Annotated in this window: 16 protein-coding genes; 7 read left to right on the top strand and 9 right to left on the bottom strand. The window is 39.4% G+C overall.

The window, feature by feature from the left end; all coding sequences use genetic code 11:
- Both WBF63_RS05795 and WBF63_RS05790 read right to left on the bottom strand, forming a co-directional pair.
- Nucleotides 1–616: ABC transporter ATP-binding protein (locus WBF63_RS05795; protein WP_424368753.1), on the bottom strand; the 616-nt coding region annotated here is incomplete at its 3' end.
- 11 nt (nucleotides 617–627) lie between these two features.
- Complete coding sequence (locus tag WBF63_RS05790) at nucleotides 628–1614, bottom strand: FecCD family ABC transporter permease (protein ID WP_424368752.1); 987 nt, start codon at nucleotides 1612–1614, stop codon at nucleotides 628–630.
- Between the two features lie 190 nt (nucleotides 1615–1804).
- Here WBF63_RS05790 and WBF63_RS05785 point away from each other — a divergent pair, with 190 nt between their 5' ends.
- Nucleotides 1805–2365: an AraC family transcriptional regulator gene (locus WBF63_RS05785; protein ID WP_424368751.1), complete on the top strand. Its 561-nt coding sequence runs from the start codon at nucleotides 1805–1807 to the stop codon at nucleotides 2363–2365.
- Here WBF63_RS05785 and WBF63_RS05780 read toward each other — a convergent pair.
- The gene (locus WBF63_RS05780) at nucleotides 2362–2886 is read right to left on the bottom strand and encodes an RDD family protein (RefSeq protein ID WP_424368750.1); all 525 of its coding nucleotides are present in this window, start codon (nucleotides 2884–2886) and stop codon (nucleotides 2362–2364) included. The two genes, WBF63_RS05785 and WBF63_RS05780, sit on opposite strands and share 4 nt — an antisense overlap.
- 103 nt (nucleotides 2887–2989) lie before the next feature.
- Here WBF63_RS05780 and WBF63_RS05775 point away from each other — a divergent pair, with 103 nt between their 5' ends.
- Entirely contained in the window at nucleotides 2990–5506 is a 2517-nt protein-coding gene (locus WBF63_RS05775; RefSeq protein ID WP_424368749.1) for a heavy metal translocating P-type ATPase, read from the top strand.
- A gap of 87 nt (nucleotides 5507–5593) precedes the next feature.
- Here the strand turns inward: WBF63_RS05775 and WBF63_RS05770 are convergent, their stop codons facing one another.
- The 4 genes from WBF63_RS05770 to WBF63_RS05755 all read right to left on the bottom strand — a co-directional run bounded on the left by WBF63_RS05770 (nucleotide 5594) and on the right by WBF63_RS05755 (nucleotide 9047).
- Nucleotides 5594–5971 carry a GxxExxY protein gene (locus WBF63_RS05770; protein ID WP_424368763.1) on the bottom strand — a complete coding sequence of 126 codons (378 nt, stop codon included), beginning with the start codon at nucleotides 5969–5971 and terminating at the stop codon, nucleotides 5594–5596.
- Between the two features lie 163 nt (nucleotides 5972–6134).
- On the bottom strand, nucleotides 6135–7163 hold the full coding sequence (locus WBF63_RS05765) for an LLM class flavin-dependent oxidoreductase (protein ID WP_424368748.1): 1029 nt from the start codon (nucleotides 7161–7163) through the stop codon (nucleotides 6135–6137).
- An 87-nt stretch (nucleotides 7164–7250) separates the two neighbouring features.
- A complete protein-coding gene (locus WBF63_RS05760; protein WP_424368747.1) occupies nucleotides 7251–8297 on the bottom strand; it encodes an NAD(P)-dependent alcohol dehydrogenase in 1047 nt (348 codons plus the stop codon).
- A 9-nt stretch (nucleotides 8298–8306) separates the two neighbouring features.
- Nucleotides 8307–9047 carry a dienelactone hydrolase family protein gene (locus WBF63_RS05755; protein WP_424368746.1) on the bottom strand — a complete coding sequence of 247 codons (741 nt, stop codon included), beginning with the start codon at nucleotides 9045–9047 and terminating at the stop codon, nucleotides 8307–8309.
- A 202-nt stretch (nucleotides 9048–9249) separates the two neighbouring features.
- On the opposite strand from WBF63_RS05755, the gene WBF63_RS05750 reads away from it, so the two are divergent.
- Genes WBF63_RS05750 through WBF63_RS05735 form a run of 4 tightly spaced genes read left to right on the top strand, consistent with a single transcriptional unit; the run spans nucleotide 9250 to nucleotide 11097 of the window.
- On the top strand, nucleotides 9250–9588 hold the full coding sequence (locus WBF63_RS05750) for a phosphoribosylpyrophosphate synthetase (RefSeq protein ID WP_424368745.1): 339 nt from the start codon (nucleotides 9250–9252) through the stop codon (nucleotides 9586–9588).
- Nucleotides 9585–10052: a hypothetical protein gene (locus tag WBF63_RS05745; RefSeq protein ID WP_424368744.1), complete on the top strand. Its 468-nt coding sequence runs from the start codon at nucleotides 9585–9587 to the stop codon at nucleotides 10050–10052. The genes WBF63_RS05750 and WBF63_RS05745 overlap by 4 nt, the downstream gene beginning before the upstream one ends.
- A 16-nt stretch (nucleotides 10053–10068) precedes the next feature.
- Complete coding sequence (locus WBF63_RS05740) at nucleotides 10069–10275, top strand: heavy-metal-associated domain-containing protein (protein ID WP_424368743.1); 207 nt, start codon at nucleotides 10069–10071, stop codon at nucleotides 10273–10275.
- 60 nt (nucleotides 10276–10335) lie between these two features.
- On the top strand, nucleotides 10336–11097 hold the full coding sequence (locus WBF63_RS05735; protein WP_424368742.1) for a GLPGLI family protein: 762 nt from the start codon (nucleotides 10336–10338) through the stop codon (nucleotides 11095–11097).
- A gap of 66 nt (nucleotides 11098–11163) precedes the next feature.
- Here the strand turns inward: WBF63_RS05735 and WBF63_RS05730 are convergent, their stop codons facing one another.
- Together WBF63_RS05730 and WBF63_RS05725 are read right to left on the bottom strand one after the other, a co-directional pair.
- Nucleotides 11164–11484: a thrombospondin type 3 repeat-containing protein gene (locus tag WBF63_RS05730; RefSeq protein ID WP_424368741.1), complete on the bottom strand. Its 321-nt coding sequence runs from the start codon at nucleotides 11482–11484 to the stop codon at nucleotides 11164–11166.
- Nucleotides 11485–11516: 32 nt separating this feature from the next.
- A complete protein-coding gene (locus WBF63_RS05725; protein WP_424368740.1) occupies nucleotides 11517–13760 on the bottom strand; it encodes an OmpA family protein in 2244 nt (747 codons plus the stop codon).
- A gap of 100 nt (nucleotides 13761–13860) precedes the next feature.
- Here WBF63_RS05725 and WBF63_RS05720 point away from each other — a divergent pair, with 100 nt between their 5' ends.
- Nucleotides 13861–14730 carry a cupin-like domain-containing protein gene (locus WBF63_RS05720; protein WP_424368739.1) on the top strand — a complete coding sequence of 290 codons (870 nt, stop codon included), beginning with the start codon at nucleotides 13861–13863 and terminating at the stop codon, nucleotides 14728–14730.
- Nucleotides 14731–14743: the final 13 nt, after the last annotated feature.

Genomic DNA, 14743 nt, shown 5'->3' with positions numbered 1-14743 from the left:
GCAATAATAATTCAATCTGATGCGAAGCTACGATGAAAGTCTTGCCTGTTTCACGAGATAATTTATAAATCAATTCAAAAATCTTGAACTGATTTTCGATGTCGAGATGCGAAGTCGGTTCGTCCATAATGACGATTTGGCTATCCTGCACCAAAGCGCGCGCAATCATCGCCATTTGAAGTTGTCCGTCGCTCAGTTCATTGGCCAGACGATTTTTCAGATGCGGAATTCCCACCATTTCGAGTGCATTTTCAATCCCATTAATTTCTGTTGAATTTAATTTCGAAAATCCGGATTTATAGGGAAGCCTTCCCAAAGCAACCATATCGAAAACGGGAATTCCGGGCGTTTGGCTGAGCCGCGAAAAAACCACTGCTATTTCTCGCGCTCTTTTCTGAACATCCCATTGTTGAATGTTTTCAGAGTTGATTTCGATTTTACCGTTTAAAAGGGGCAATAATCCCAAAATGGATTTGATGAGCGTGCTTTTTCCCGAACCATTTTTTCCGGCCAAACCTACGAGTTCGCCTTTTTTTACCTCAGCAGAAATATTGGAACAAACCGCTTGGGAATATCCGACTGAAAGATTTTTGATATGGATGAATTCGTTGTTCATTTCGAGACAATTTACATCGAATATTGTTTACGGTTCATCAAAATGCTCATCACAATAGGCGCTCCGATGAGCGAAGTAATGATGTTAATCGGTAAAGTTCCGTTTGGAAAAATCTGCGAAATCCACAGAAATAACAACATCGATAAAATTCCGGTCAGGACAACCAATATATACAATTGTATGATTTCGGTTCTTTTAAACAAAATCCGGCAGATATGCGGAATGGCCAGTCCAATAAATGCCACCGGACCGACAAAAGCCGTTGCGGAAGCGGTTAAAATGGCAGAAGAAATCAAAATCAGCCAGCGTGTTTTTTTGATGTTTACGCCCATGGTATGCGCATAATTTTCGCCCAGACGCATTCCCGAAATTCCTTTAAAACTCAAAATGGAAATCAAAATCCCGAACAAAACCATCAATGAAAAGACCAAAATTTGCGTCCAGGAAAGTCCGGACATCGAACCAAAAGTCCAGATGAGATAAGTTTTGATTTTTTCGGAAGGAGCGAAAAACTGAAGCACGCCAATCAGCGCCGAAGCCAATCCGGCGATCATCATACCCACGATGATCAATCCTGCAGTGGAATTCAATCTTGACGAAAAGAAAACGATGATCATCAGTCCCAGCATGGCACCGCAAAATGAAGCCAGACAAAGCAGCCAGGGATTATTCAGCATCGAACTCAATCCTAGAACGGAAGAAAGAAAAATTACCATTCCCACGCCGAGCCCCGAAGCCGAAGTAATTCCCAAAACCGAAGGATCAGCCAATGGATTTCTGAACAATTCCTGCAATAAAAGTCCGCTTACCGGAAGTGCAATTCCTGCTAAAATTGCCGCAATCGTTTTGGGAAGCCGATAATCGAGCACCAATTTTCTGGCGATTTCATTTTCGGAAATTGAAAACAAGGAAACATCTGCATTTCCAATGTTTAAATTCAGGAAAAACAATCCCGATATCAACAGCAAAAGAAATAGTATGATGAAACTGAATTTCAAATTTTGGCTTTGGGCAAATATAAAACAAATTGTGGCTTCGAGAGCCTCAGCCACCATCGAGAGCCTCAGCAACTATTAAGAGTCCTAGCAACCATTAAGAGAACCTCAACTTCCTAAACACTTGAGTCACGATGTTTTCCCGGTCACTGAGGTTCTCGAAGTGACAAGGTTTTTTTATTAAATTTGGTTGATGCAAAAACTCCAGATTAAAAATATGGTATGTCCGCGTTGTGTGATGGCGGTAGAAAATGTTTTAGACGAAATGAAAATCAGTCCGATTGAAGTGCGTTTGGGTGAAGTTTTAATTACTGATGAACTCACTGAAAATCAGGAAAATGATTTCAAATCCAAAATCGAAAAATTGGGTTTTGAATTATTGGACGATAAAAATTCGGCCATAATTAATCAGATTAAAACCATCATCATCGAACAAATCCAGAATTCATCGGAAGAAAACCTGAATTTATCGGAATTGCTGTCTAAAAAGTTGAACAAAGAATATTCGCAACTCAGCAAACTTTTTTCTTCGACGACCGGAATTACCATTGAACAATTTGCGATTTTACAAAAGATTGAAAAGGTAAAAGAATTATTGATTTATGACGAATTGAGTTTGAAAGAAATCGCTTATCGATTGGGTTACAGCAGTTCGGCTCATCTTTCTGCCCAGTTCAAAAAAATGACCGGACTTACGCCTACGGAATTTAAAAATTTGGGGAATTCGGAGCGGAAGGGGATTGATGGGATTTAATCCTGATAAACAATTTTCTTCTTAATTTCTTCTTTTAAAACAACTGTGCCTGCAATCAGGTCCTCCAGACTTCTTTTCTTTTCGTTGGTACAAAATTGAATGAAATTAGCCAAAAACCAACCCAATAATAAAATACTGGAAATCCAGTCTACACTTACGAAGTAAAGTCCTACACATAAAATTATATCAATTATATTTCTTTTGAACGCGTGAAAGAAATTGATTTTATCTTTTTCATTCACATCCCAAAGTTTAACATCTGTTATTAATTTTCCGAAAGTTCTTGCGAATAAGAAATGAAACGAAATAAAATAAAATGCTATAAACAATCCGACGATTATATCGTAATATTTATGGAAAAACTGACCTTTCAGTTCTAAACTTTCAGTTTCATAATTATAGGTATAATGATCATTTGGAACAAAAATACTGAACAGCCAAATAAAGAAAAGCAAGACCGCATAATCAATGATTTTAGCAACTATCCTTCTATAAAGCGTATCATAGCGAATTTCTTTCATCACGTAAATTTTGCTAAATATATTTATATTATAACTCTTCCCCAAAGTTCTGTAAGACCATTCCCGATTTAAAGTCCGAAATTTGTTTCCTAAATTTGAAGTTATGGCAACAGAAAAGAATTCCGTATATATTCCCCTTGAAAATGTGGACAGCGAACATTGCGCACTCATCGTGGACAAAGGTCTTTCTGAGATTTCGGAAATCTCGGAACACAATGTCGAACTCAACAACCGGCGCGCAAAGATTTCTGCCAAAGATATGGACGAAGCGATTCCGCTTGCGGTGCAAAAAATCCGTGACCTCGGCTATGATGTTCCCACTGTCAAAAAGCGCTTTCCGGTTTTGAATATGACTTGTGCAAGTTGTGCCAATAGTTCACAAAACATATTGAAAATGCAACCGGGCGTGGTCGATGCTCAAGTGAATTATGCCAATACTGAAGCGGTTATTGAATTCATTCCATCGATTACCGATGCGTTTAAAATGAAAGCCGCATTGCAATCCGGAGGTTATGATCTGATGATCGATGAGTCCGAAGAAGCAAAAGACAGTTTGGAAGAAATTCAGCAAAACAATTATAAAAAACTCAAGAAAAGAACGATTTGGGCGATTATTCTCGCCATTCCTTTGATTTTGATCGGGATGGTTTTTATGAATATGCCTTATGCCAATTACATTATGTGGGCGCTATCTACACCCATCGTTTTTGTATTTGGAAAACAATTTTTCGTGGGTGCCTGGAAACAGCTGAAACACAAATCGGCCAATATGGATACGCTCGTGGCGATGAGTACCGGAATTGCTTATTTCTTCAGCGTTTTCAATACTTTATTTCCCGAATTCTGGCTCAGTCGTGGTTTGGAACCGCACGTTTATTTCGAAACTGCTGGTGTGGTGATTGCCTTTATTTTACTGGGGAAAGTTTTGGAAGAACGTGCCAAAGGAAATACTTCATCGGCCATTAAAAAACTCATCGGAATGCAACCCAAAACGGTTACGATCGTTCACGAAAATGGCCATCAGGCAGAAGTTTCCATTGCATCCATCCAAGTTGGAAATACGATTATGGTAAAGCCGGGCGAGAAAATCGCCGTGGATGGCGAACTGATTTCCGGGACTTCATTTGTCGATGAAAGTATGATTTCGGGAGAGCCCGTTCCGGTGGAAAAGAAAGCCGGCGATAAAGTTTTTTCGGGAACGATCAATCAAAAAGGAAGTTTTCAATTTCGTGCGACCAAAGTTGGTGGCGATACCTTACTCAGCCAAATCATCAAAATGGTTCAGGATGCGCAGGGAAGTAAGGCACCTGTGCAGAAACTGGTCGATAAAATAGCAGGAATTTTTGTTCCGGTGGTGGTTTTGATTTCAGTAGTCACCTTGATTGCCTGGATGATTTTGGGAGGTGAAAACGGTTTCACGCGTGGGCTTTTGGCGATGGTTACGGTTTTGGTCATTGCTTGTCCTTGTGCTTTGGGACTGGCAACGCCGACGGCGATTATGGTCGGAGTTGGGAAAGGCGCCGAAAAAGGAATTCTGATCAAAGATGCGGAAGCGCTCGAAGCAGCGCAAAAAATCAATGCCGTGGTGCTCGATAAAACCGGAACGATTACCGAAGGAAAACCGGTGGTGAATGAGTTGAAATGGTTCGGACTTCGAGATTCCTCAGCCAACGAGCTTCGAGATTCCTCAGCCACCTACGATATTGAAAAATTAGAATCTATCCTCTACTCTATTGAGAAACAATCGGAACATCCGCTGGCAGACGCGATTGTTCAGTTTTTTGATACAAGACTTCTCGACTCCGCTCGAAGTGACAATAGATTCTTCGTACCTCAGAATGACAACTTATATTTAGAAGGAATTCAAGTGGAGAATTCATCCGGAAAAGGAATCATCGGAAGTTATGAAAATGAAAAATATTTCATCGGTAACCCTAAATTCATTCAGGAACAAAATCTAAGTCTGAATTCAGAAATCGAGTCATGGGTGAATTCCGAACTGGAAAAAGCCCGAACGGTTATTTTATTCAGTAGTTCAACGGATATTTTTGCCGGAATTTCGATTTCCGATACCATCAAACCAACTTCGGTAGAAGCCATTCAACAATTACACAATCTGGGAATTAAAGTCTATATGCAAACGGGTGACAACGAAGCTTCGGCGGCGGCTGTAGCCAAAGAAGTGGGAATTGACCATTTCAAAGCGGGTGTTTTGCCGGAAGATAAATTGAATTTCATCAAAGAATTGCAATCCGAAGGAAAAATTGTAGCGATGTCCGGTGACGGAATCAATGACAGTGCCGCACTAGCACAATCCAACGTGGGAATTGCCATGGGAAAAGGAAGCGATATCGCGATCGAATCTGCAAAAATGACCATCCTTTCCGATGATTTACTGAAAATCCCGGAAGCCATCAAATTGTCCAAACAAACGGTTTCGACCATCAAACAGAATTTATTTTGGGCATTTATTTACAACATCATCGGCATTCCGATTGCCGCCGGAGTTTTGTATCCGATCAACGGATTTTTACTTGATCCGATGATCGCCGGAGCCGCCATGGCACTGAGTTCGGTAAGTGTGGTGAGCAATAGTTTGCGGTTGAAGTGGATGAAATAATCATTTTCTCCCGCAGATTGCACAGATGCTCGCTGATTTTTTTTAATCACTCTGCGCAAATCTGCGATATCCGCGGGATAATAAAAATTATAAGTCGTTTACTTTTCTAAAAATACCGTCCGTTATATTTTCAACATTAAAATTCACTAAAATTCCCAGTTTCAACTTTGTTAATTTCAAATAAGTCAAAACTTGTTTATGATGGACTTCTGCTAGATTTTCAACTGATTTTACTTCGATTAAAACTTTTTGATTTACCAACAAATCTAGGCGAAAGCCTACTTCCAGCTTTTCATCACCATAATAAACCGGAACCGGGACTTCTGAAAACACGTCTAAACCGTCGGACTTCAATTCATACCTGAGAGCTGCAACATAAACGGATTCAAGTAATCCTGCTCCTAAATTATTATAAACATTAAATATTGCTCCTCTTATTTTGTAGGAAATTTCATTTTCAGACAAATTCATTAGTTGGTTTTATATTTTCAAATTTAGATAAAAACAACTAATTCGTATTACGCAAAAATGCTATGAATTTCTCCCGCAGATCACGCGGATTCTCGCTGATTTTTTTTAATTATTCTGCGTAAATCTGCGCTATCCGCGGGAAATAAATTATAATTATTTAATTAATCACCTTCCTCACTTCCGGCAAAACTTTGCTGCCATAAAGTTCAATTGCTTTCATCATTTCTTTGTGCGTCGGTCCGCCGACATCGATGTGTGCAATAAACCGCGTCAACCCAAACATTTCTATGGTTGCAATCATTTTATCGATAACCTGATTGGTTTCGCCCATGAATAAAGCACCTTCCGGACTCATTCCGCCTTCAAACTGCATTTGGGTATAAGGCGCCCAGCCTCGATCTTTCCCGATTCTGTCCATTTGCGCTTTGTAGTAAGGAAAGTAATTTTCCAATAATTCTTGTTGAGAATCCGCTAAAAAAGTATGCGAATGAACCCCAATCTGCATTTTTTCAGGATCATGTCCGAACTGAATGTATTGCTGTTTGTAGAATTCAATCAAAGGCTTGAATTGTTTGGGCATTCCGCCGATGATGGCAAAAATAATCGGCAATCCCAATCTTGCTGCACGAACCACCGATTCAGGTGTTCCACCCACCGCAATCCAAATCGGTAATTCCCGTTCGGGGCGTGGATAAATCGTTTGATCTACAATCGGAGCCCGGTGATTTCCTTCCCAGTTGATGACTTCATTTTGATTTAAATGCACCAATAATTCCAATTTTTCTTCAAATAAGGAATTATAATCCTTTAAATCATATCCGAAAAGAGGAAAAGATTCAATGAAACTTCCGCGTCCGGCCATAATTTCTACCCGCTGATCCGAAATCAAATCAACCGTTGCAAAATCCTGATAAACTTTGACCGGATCGGTGGAACTCAAAACCGTAACACCACTTCCCAGTTTGATTCGTTTGGTAACGGTTGCCAAAGCCGAAAGAATGATTTCGGGTGAAGAAACGGCATAATCTTCCCTGTGATGTTCTCCCATTGAAATTACATCAATTCCGAGTTCGTCGGCCAGTTTTACCTGTTCAATTATTTCGTTTAATTTTTGCTTCGCGGGTTGAAATTTCTGCGTTTGGCGATCAAAAGTCAAATCTCCAAACATTCCGATTCCTAATTCCATAATCTTAATTTTTATACAAATTTAGTCCGAAGAAAAATCCTTTGCATTGATGAATGTTAAGTTCGAACTATAATTGAATTAATAAAATTATTTCAAAGATTTCATATCAATTACGAAACGATATTTCACATCGGCTTTTACCACACGATCCCAAGCTTGATTTATTCCCTGCATATCAATCATTTCCACTTCCGGCAACACTTGGTGTTCGCCACAAAAGTCGAGCATTTCTTGGGTTTCACGGATTCCACCAATCAGTGAACCGGCAAGATTTCGTCTTTTTCGAATTAAAGTTCCGCCATTTACATTGGAAAGCGGTTCGATTGCACCTACCAAAACCATGGTTTTATCGCGTTTCAATAAATTCAAATAAGGCTCTACATCGTGATTGACCGGAATGGTATTCAACAAGAAATCAAAGGAAGAAGCATGGGATTTCATAGCTTCGCTGTCTTTTGAAATCAAAACTTCATCGGCTCCTAATTTCTTGGCGTCTTCGCCTTTTTTTTCGGAAGTCGTAATCATCACCACATGAGCGCCCATTGCACGGGCAAATTTAATTCCCATATGCCCCAAACCGCCTAATCCGACAACGCCTATTTTTTCGCCGGCTTTTACATTCCAATGTTTCAAAGGCGACCAAGTAGTAATTCCGGCACAAAGCAAAGGAGCGGTTTTGGCCAAATCAAGGTTTTCAGGAATTCGCAGGACAAAAGATTCATCCACCACAATCTTTTCGGAATATCCGCCCAGAGTATGTCCTCCCGAAATTTTATCGGGACTTCCATAAGTGTAAGTCGCGCCGTTTTCACAATATTGCTCCAAGCCATCTTCGCAAGCCGGACATTTCTGGCAAGAGTCGACCAAACAACCGACGCCTACGGCGTCGCCCGGTTTGAAATTTTTCACTTCCGCTCCCACTGCTGTCACTTTTCCGATGATTTCGTGACCGGGAACGACCGGATATCGTGCCGGTCCCCATTCACTTCGGGCCGTGTGAATATCGCTGTGGCAAACGCCGCAATACAAAATTTCAATCGCAATATCTTTGGGTTGTAATTCTCTTCTTTCAATCTTTAGTGGAACCAATTCTTCGGTAGCCGAATGAGCTCCATAAGCTTTTATTTCTGACATTTTTTTGGTTTATTTCAATAATTCTTCTAAAAATAATAAAGTATGACTCCAGGCTCTTTTTGCCATTAATTCGTCATAATCTTGGGATTCCGGATTGGTAAAAGTATGTCCGGTATGGGCGTAAGTTATGAATTGCCAATCGGCATTTCCTTCGTTTAATTCTTTGATGAGATTTTCAATATCTTCTTGGGAAACAGATTTATCCTCGGCCGGATGTTCGATTAGAACTTTGGTTTTAATTGCTGAATTGGGACGATCGGCCGCCTTTGATAACCCACCGTGAATAGAAACAACGCCCTGAACTGGGAATCCTGCCCGAGCCGTTTCCAGTGCGCCCGTTCCGCCAAAACAATAACCAATCACCGCAATTTTATCGGGAAGGGCACCTTGCTTTTTCAGTTCGTCCAATGCCGCTTGGATTCTCGCTTGATAAGCTTCGTAATCATTTTTAAATTGACTAGAAGCTTTGGCTGCTGCCGCATTGTCTTGGGGAATATTTCCTTCGCCATAAATATCGGCTATGAACGCAATGTATCCTTCTTTTTCCAGATTTAGGGCTGCTGTTTTGGCTTCGTTATCGATGCCTTTCCAAGCCGGCAAAATCAAAACACCGGGAAGTTTTTCTCCGGCATTGGAAGTTACCAATCCGTTTAATTTCTGGTTACCATCTTTATAAGCAACTTCTTTCAAAGCTTGAGCAGAAACGGGAATGATCATCGTAAGACAGATTAAGTAAATAAAATATTTCATATTGAGAAATTTTAGAATTATCAGTTTTCAGAAACTCGAATCTATAAAATTAATTTTTTCGGATTGAATTTATACATTTCTAAAGTTATAAATTAGTTAAAACTGAATCCTCCATAATTTTATAATGATTTGGCTTGATTACATAATGATTGAGCACCGCTAAATGTTTAAATTTGGCTTAACTTTAGAGAAAAATTGAATTATGAAAAATGCAACTTATCATTACGATACTTTGAGCGAAGCGGTTAACGATTTGATTTCGCGCGGATATACCACCGATTTTCTGATTGAAGCAGAGAAAGATTGCCTGATTTGTAATGCCAATACCGATGATGCGATGGAACTTTCGCCTGAAGAATTCAAAATCGACGAGATTTACCGTTTCGAAGGAATGACTGACCCGAGCGATGAAAGTATTTTGTATGCGATCTCCTCACCGATTCATAATATCAAAGGCACCGTGATCAACAGTTATGGCGCAGATTTCGGATACCGTTCTTCCAAACTGGTCGAACTCCTGAGCAAACATCTTGAAAGATGAAAGCTTTCATAGCTACATTTCTTTTCCTGAGCGGAAGTTTTGCTTTTGCGCAGAATGCTGATGAAAAAGAATTTCAGCGTATGATTAAAAATCTATTTCAGGAATTTTTTTCTGATTTGGATTCTACGAGAATTGATCAATATCTGACAAATGATTTCATTCTTTTTGAAGATGGTGAAGTCTTCAATAATGATTCGGTAAAGGTCATAATTAATAATCTGATTCAGCAGTTCAACAACGATGAAAACAAAAACCGAAAATTTGAAAGAATCAATTCTTTTGAATTTTTAAATGCTCATTCTGACGGAAATTCAGGGTGGATTTATTACCGGAATTTTGCCGAATTTAAAATGGATGGCACCACAATTGCCCGTATGCACTGGCTGGAAAGTGCCAATTTCATCAAAACAAAAGACGGCTGGCGGATTGCTTTCCTGCATTCGACAATTGTCAAAGAAAAATAATTTAAAACTAATTAAAATGAAAAAATATAAATTCAAAACAAATATAAACTGCGGAGGCTGTGTAGCCGGCGTAACGCCATTTCTCAATAAACTGGACGATATTCAATGGGAAGTCGATATTGATAATCCTGAAAAAATACTGACGGTCGAAGCTGAAAATTCTTCCGAAGAAGACATTGTAAAAGCTGTAAAAAAGGCCGGATTTGAAATAGAAACGGTATAATTTTGGTTGGGTGCGTAACAATTCAAAAGAATTGAATACTTATATTAAAAATCACTCCAAATGAAAAAATTATTTTTTGCCTTTACCATTCTGTTTACCGGAATTATTTCAAATGCTCAGGACAAACCTCAGTATCTCGAAGTAGATTATCAGATGGAAATGAAGTTTGATATTGAAGAAATCCTGGCCAACGTTCCTGCAGCCTGGAAAGCTCAGGTAGAAGAGCCATTGCGACAGGAAATCAAAAACGGAATTTTCATTGATTACAAACTCAAAACCAACGGCACCGAATCTGAATACAAAATGCAGGAAAAAATCAACAACGACCAGTCAGCGGCCGGGATGATTTTGGCTCAGATTACAGCTGTGGACAAAGAGCCTTTGTACAAGGATATCAAAGAAAGATATTACCTGAAGCCCTATAATGTGGGCAAAGCTTATCTGATGAAAGACAGCCTGCAAAATATTAACTGGAAAATTTCAAAAGAAAAACAGAGCATTGCCGGATTTGATACTTTCAAAGCAACAGGCGTGATGAACGATTCGATCGCTGTAACCGCTTATTACACACCCAAAATCAATGTAAAAGACGGGCCGGACAGATTTTGGGGACTTCCCGGACTGATCCTTAAAGCCGAATTTGAATCAAATGGCGCCGATATGATTATCACCGCTACCAAAGTAGCTGTGAAAGAAGAAGAAATTAAAATCAATAAACCTACGCGCGGACAGGAAATTACTGAAAAGGAATTTTACGAAGAAATGAAAGCCCTACAGGAAAAATACAAAGAAATGTACGGCGGCGGCGTTGATTCCGAATAATATTATCAGCATTCACGAAAAACTCCGGAACAATCCGGAGTTTTTTTTATGTTTTATTCTAATTATTTAATCCAGTTTTATCATAAACGGACAACCCTGATTAAACGGCGAACCGTATTGATTCGGGCATTCATCTTTATCATCGGGAACACCATCCAAGTCTGAATCGGTGGAATTAACTTCGTCAAAATTCTGGGAAAGTTTCATTGTTTTATCTTCGGGACAACCCAGATTGAACAAAGAACCCGGCTCGTTGGGACAAGCATCTCTTCTGTCGTGAACCCCGTCCAGATCTGAATCCAACAGATTATTTGTTGCCACAGAATGTTGTGGTGCACACGAAAAAGTAAGAAAGATTAAGGCCGATACATAAAATATTTGCTTCATACCAGGATTTTAAAATCGGGTTGCTCACAAATTTAATCCATAAGTTTGAAAATAACACGACGGTTTTCAAAATTCTTCTGGTCATCGCAAACTTCCTGCGGGCGACATTCCGGATGACGAAGTTCGGAATCTCCTTTGCCGACGATTTTTAGCTGATTCACATCCACACCTTTTTTCTTGAGATAATTTACCACTGCTTTTGCGCGATTGACCGACAAATTCAAATTGTATTCGGGCGTTCCCGCAGCGTCTGTGTGTCCTTCAACAATATATTTCTGTTTTTGCTGATTATTGATGATTTCGGCGGCTATGTTGAGTTTTTCATAAAATTCTGACTTGATTTCATAGGAATCAAAGTCAAATTCAATTCCTTCAAGCTGACGCGTAATTTCCTGTGCAATTTTTTCTTCTTTGGTTTTGGGGCATCCTCGTCGGTCTGAAGTTCCCCGGTCAAAAGGACATTCGTCAAGCGTATTAGGAATCCGGTCGAAATCAGAATCAAAATCATTCTGAAACGTAATTTTATTGACGGGATTTTCATACAAAGATGTTTTCCGGCCTTTGCTACCGTTGTTATTGTTGTAATTTTCTTCAATAAAGGAAGTATAAGGCGTCGCAATATTCATCTCCTCTCCCAGCCTGATGATCTGATTTCTGTATTTCCCATCCTTTATACAACGCTGTCCACAACGTTCTTCTTCCTGAAGGAGAAAATCAATTTTTTCTCTTGCCCAGAGGTATTTAAGAATGAATAAATCCTCATTATTTTCTTCATTGGACAAACGAAATTCTTCCCTGTAATTCTCTTCTCCGTTAATTCCGGTCAAAATCAGTTTGGGATCACGCATTCCGCTACATTCCTTGCTTACAAAACTCGATGACTGACTCGACAAAAATCCTTTGAACTGATTGGGATAAGTTTCCTGCAGATTCAGTTCGCGCGACTGAACTTCTATGTGACGCAATAAAGGTGTGCGAATTAAATTGAAAAAATGATCGAGTTGTTCTTCTGCTTGGGGTTGTTCGGTAATCAGAACCGGTTCTGTTCCCATCGTATTGGCAAGTTGCTGAATCGTTCTTCTGTCCACGTCATATCCGATTCCGAATGTAAAATACTGTGCGTCTTTCAGATTATTTTTCAGATTCAGATAAAGCGTGCGGTCTTCCAGCAATATTCCATCCGTTACCAACACAACCACACGGTTAAATTCCTTGTCAGGTTTATACTGATAAACTTTTTGCAAAGCTTCGCTCAGCTGGGTTTTCCCGGTTCCTTTCTGGCGATTGATCGTGTTGATGGCAATGGATTTATTTTCTTCCGTGGCGTAAACAGATTCATTGGAAAGAAAATCACTTCCTCCCGCAAAAAACAATATATTAAACTTCTCTTCAGGTCCTAAATCATTGAGAATTCGCTTCACAAGTTCTTTTGAAGTTTCAATGGGAAAGCCCTGCATAGAGCCGGAAACATCCATCACAAAAACATATTCGCGCGGCGCAATTTCTTCCGGTTTAATCACTTTGGGTGGTTCCACAACGCCCAGAATATACCGACAACCCTTGTCTTCATACACCAACATTCCTGCATCGGCCTTTTCGCCACGCGAATGATAGGAAAGCGAAATCGGTTGATCGGAAGTTTTTCCTTTATAATTGAAAACCTGATATTTAGACGAAACTTTTTTCTTTTCAACTTTATAATTTCCAACTTCTGAATCATAAATCGGTGTAGGACTGATGATATTGATTCGGAAAGAGAATTCCTCCGGCTGATTTTCATATTTATTTGAAATAAAGGATGGTAGTTCCATTGATTTCTGTTCTGCTTCAACACTGAGATTCTGCATATATTTCACCACGACTTTTATTTCTTCATCGATTGGCAAATCGGGTAAATTCAACCGCACGAAATGAGCTTCCGTGCTGTGCATCAAAGTGATTTTCTTCCTTTTTTTATTTTCTGCCACAACTTGTTTTCGGATGTTGTCCATATTTCGTGCATCGAGCGAAAAAATTTTATCGGGATAATAAACCATCAGCTCATAAAGCGAAGTTTCCAGTCCAATCGGAAAAAGATAATAAGCCGATTTTGCATCCTCAACTTTGAACGTCTGGTAAAGCCGCACATCTGAGACTGATCCTACAACATTGACTTCAAGTGAATGATTTAGTATCTGAATTCTTCCTTCATCTGAAGATAAATGCGGTATAGCATTTTCCTGTGAGAACAGAATTGCCGAACAAAAAACAAATATGAACGATAAAATCCGGAGCATAAGGTAAAATCACGGCAATTTACTCAAAATCGCAGGAACTCTCGTTTTTAATTCATCCAAAACAAAAATGTTTTTTACATTTGAATGTTAATTTTAGGTTATGCAATTTGAATTCACGGAAGTTGAAAGAGTCGCGGAAATTTCAGCCCAAGACTTTCAAAAATACTATGTAAAACCTCAGAGACCCGTTGTAATTGAAAATATTACTAAAGAATGGCCGGCATTTGAAAAATGGAATTTTGACTATATTAAACAAATTGCCGGTGAGAAAATTGTCCCACTTTACAATAACGATCCGGTCGATTATTCCAAAAAAGTAAACGAACCGGTGGCCAAAATGAAAATGAGCGAATATGTGGACTTACTCCGACAAGGCCCTACCGATTTGCGTATTTTTCTTTATAATTTAATGCGTCAGGTTCCCGATTTGCAGAAGGATTATCAGATGCCTGACCTCGGTCTGAAATTATTCAAAAGTCTGCCGATGCTTTTCTTTGGTGGTGAAGGCTCCAATGTTTTTATGCATTACGACATCGATCTGGCCAATATCCTGCATTTTCATTTCGCCGGAAAAAAAAGATGCATCATCGTTCCGCCTGAACAGTCAAAATATATGTACAAAATTCCTTATTCCGTCATTTGCCGGGAAGACATAGATTTTGATTCGCCTGATTTTGAACGCTGGCCGGCACTGAAAAATATCCAGCCTTATGTGGCCGATCTCAACCACGGCGAAATGCTCTATATGCCTGAAGGATGGTGGCATTACATGAAATATATTACACCGGGATTTTCCATGAGTTTACGTTCGCTTGCACATAAACCTCATAATTTTTCAGAAGCTTTTTACAACCTCTTCATCATGCGGAATTTTGATAATCTGATGCGAAAATGGAAAGGTCAAAACTGGATTGAATGGAAAAATGAACAGGCAATTCTCAAAACAAACAAATTGATGAAAGCTTCATGATTTTCAGATGAAT

Source organism: Moheibacter sp. (genome assembly GCF_049672845.1).
Taxonomy (GTDB): domain Bacteria; phylum Bacteroidota; class Bacteroidia; order Flavobacteriales; family Weeksellaceae; genus Moheibacter.
This window is presented reverse-complemented; position numbering and strand designations above follow the sequence as displayed.

Excerpts from the sequence above, each read along its gene's own strand:
- WBF63_RS05775 (WP_424368749.1), top strand. The coding sequence starts at position 2,990 with ATGGCAACAGAAAAGAATTCCGTATATATTCCCCTTGAAAATGTGGAC.
- WBF63_RS05760 (WP_424368747.1), bottom strand. The coding sequence starts at position 8,297 with ATGTCAGAAATAAAAGCTTATGGAGCTCATTCGGCTACCGAAGAATTG.
- WBF63_RS05730 (WP_424368741.1), bottom strand. The coding sequence starts at position 11,484 with ATGAAGCAAATATTTTATGTATCGGCCTTAATCTTTCTTACTTTTTCG.
- WBF63_RS05750 (WP_424368745.1), top strand. The coding sequence starts at position 9,250 with ATGAAAAATGCAACTTATCATTACGATACTTTGAGCGAAGCGGTTAAC.
- WBF63_RS05785 (WP_424368751.1), top strand. The coding sequence starts at position 1,805 with ATGCAAAAACTCCAGATTAAAAATATGGTATGTCCGCGTTGTGTGATG.
- WBF63_RS05755 (WP_424368746.1), bottom strand. The coding sequence starts at position 9,047 with ATGAAATATTTTATTTACTTAATCTGTCTTACGATGATCATTCCCGTT.
- WBF63_RS05725 (WP_424368740.1), bottom strand. The coding sequence starts at position 13,760 with ATGCTCCGGATTTTATCGTTCATATTTGTTTTTTGTTCGGCAATTCTG.
- WBF63_RS05735 (WP_424368742.1), top strand. The coding sequence starts at position 10,336 with ATGAAAAAATTATTTTTTGCCTTTACCATTCTGTTTACCGGAATTATT.
- WBF63_RS05740 (WP_424368743.1), top strand. The coding sequence starts at position 10,069 with ATGAAAAAATATAAATTCAAAACAAATATAAACTGCGGAGGCTGTGTA.
- WBF63_RS05745 (WP_424368744.1), top strand. The coding sequence starts at position 9,585 with ATGAAAGCTTTCATAGCTACATTTCTTTTCCTGAGCGGAAGTTTTGCT.
- WBF63_RS05765 (WP_424368748.1), bottom strand. The coding sequence starts at position 7,163 with ATGGAATTAGGAATCGGAATGTTTGGAGATTTGACTTTTGATCGCCAA.
- WBF63_RS05720 (WP_424368739.1), top strand. The coding sequence starts at position 13,861 with ATGCAATTTGAATTCACGGAAGTTGAAAGAGTCGCGGAAATTTCAGCC.
- WBF63_RS05780 (WP_424368750.1), bottom strand. The coding sequence starts at position 2,886 with ATGAAAGAAATTCGCTATGATACGCTTTATAGAAGGATAGTTGCTAAA.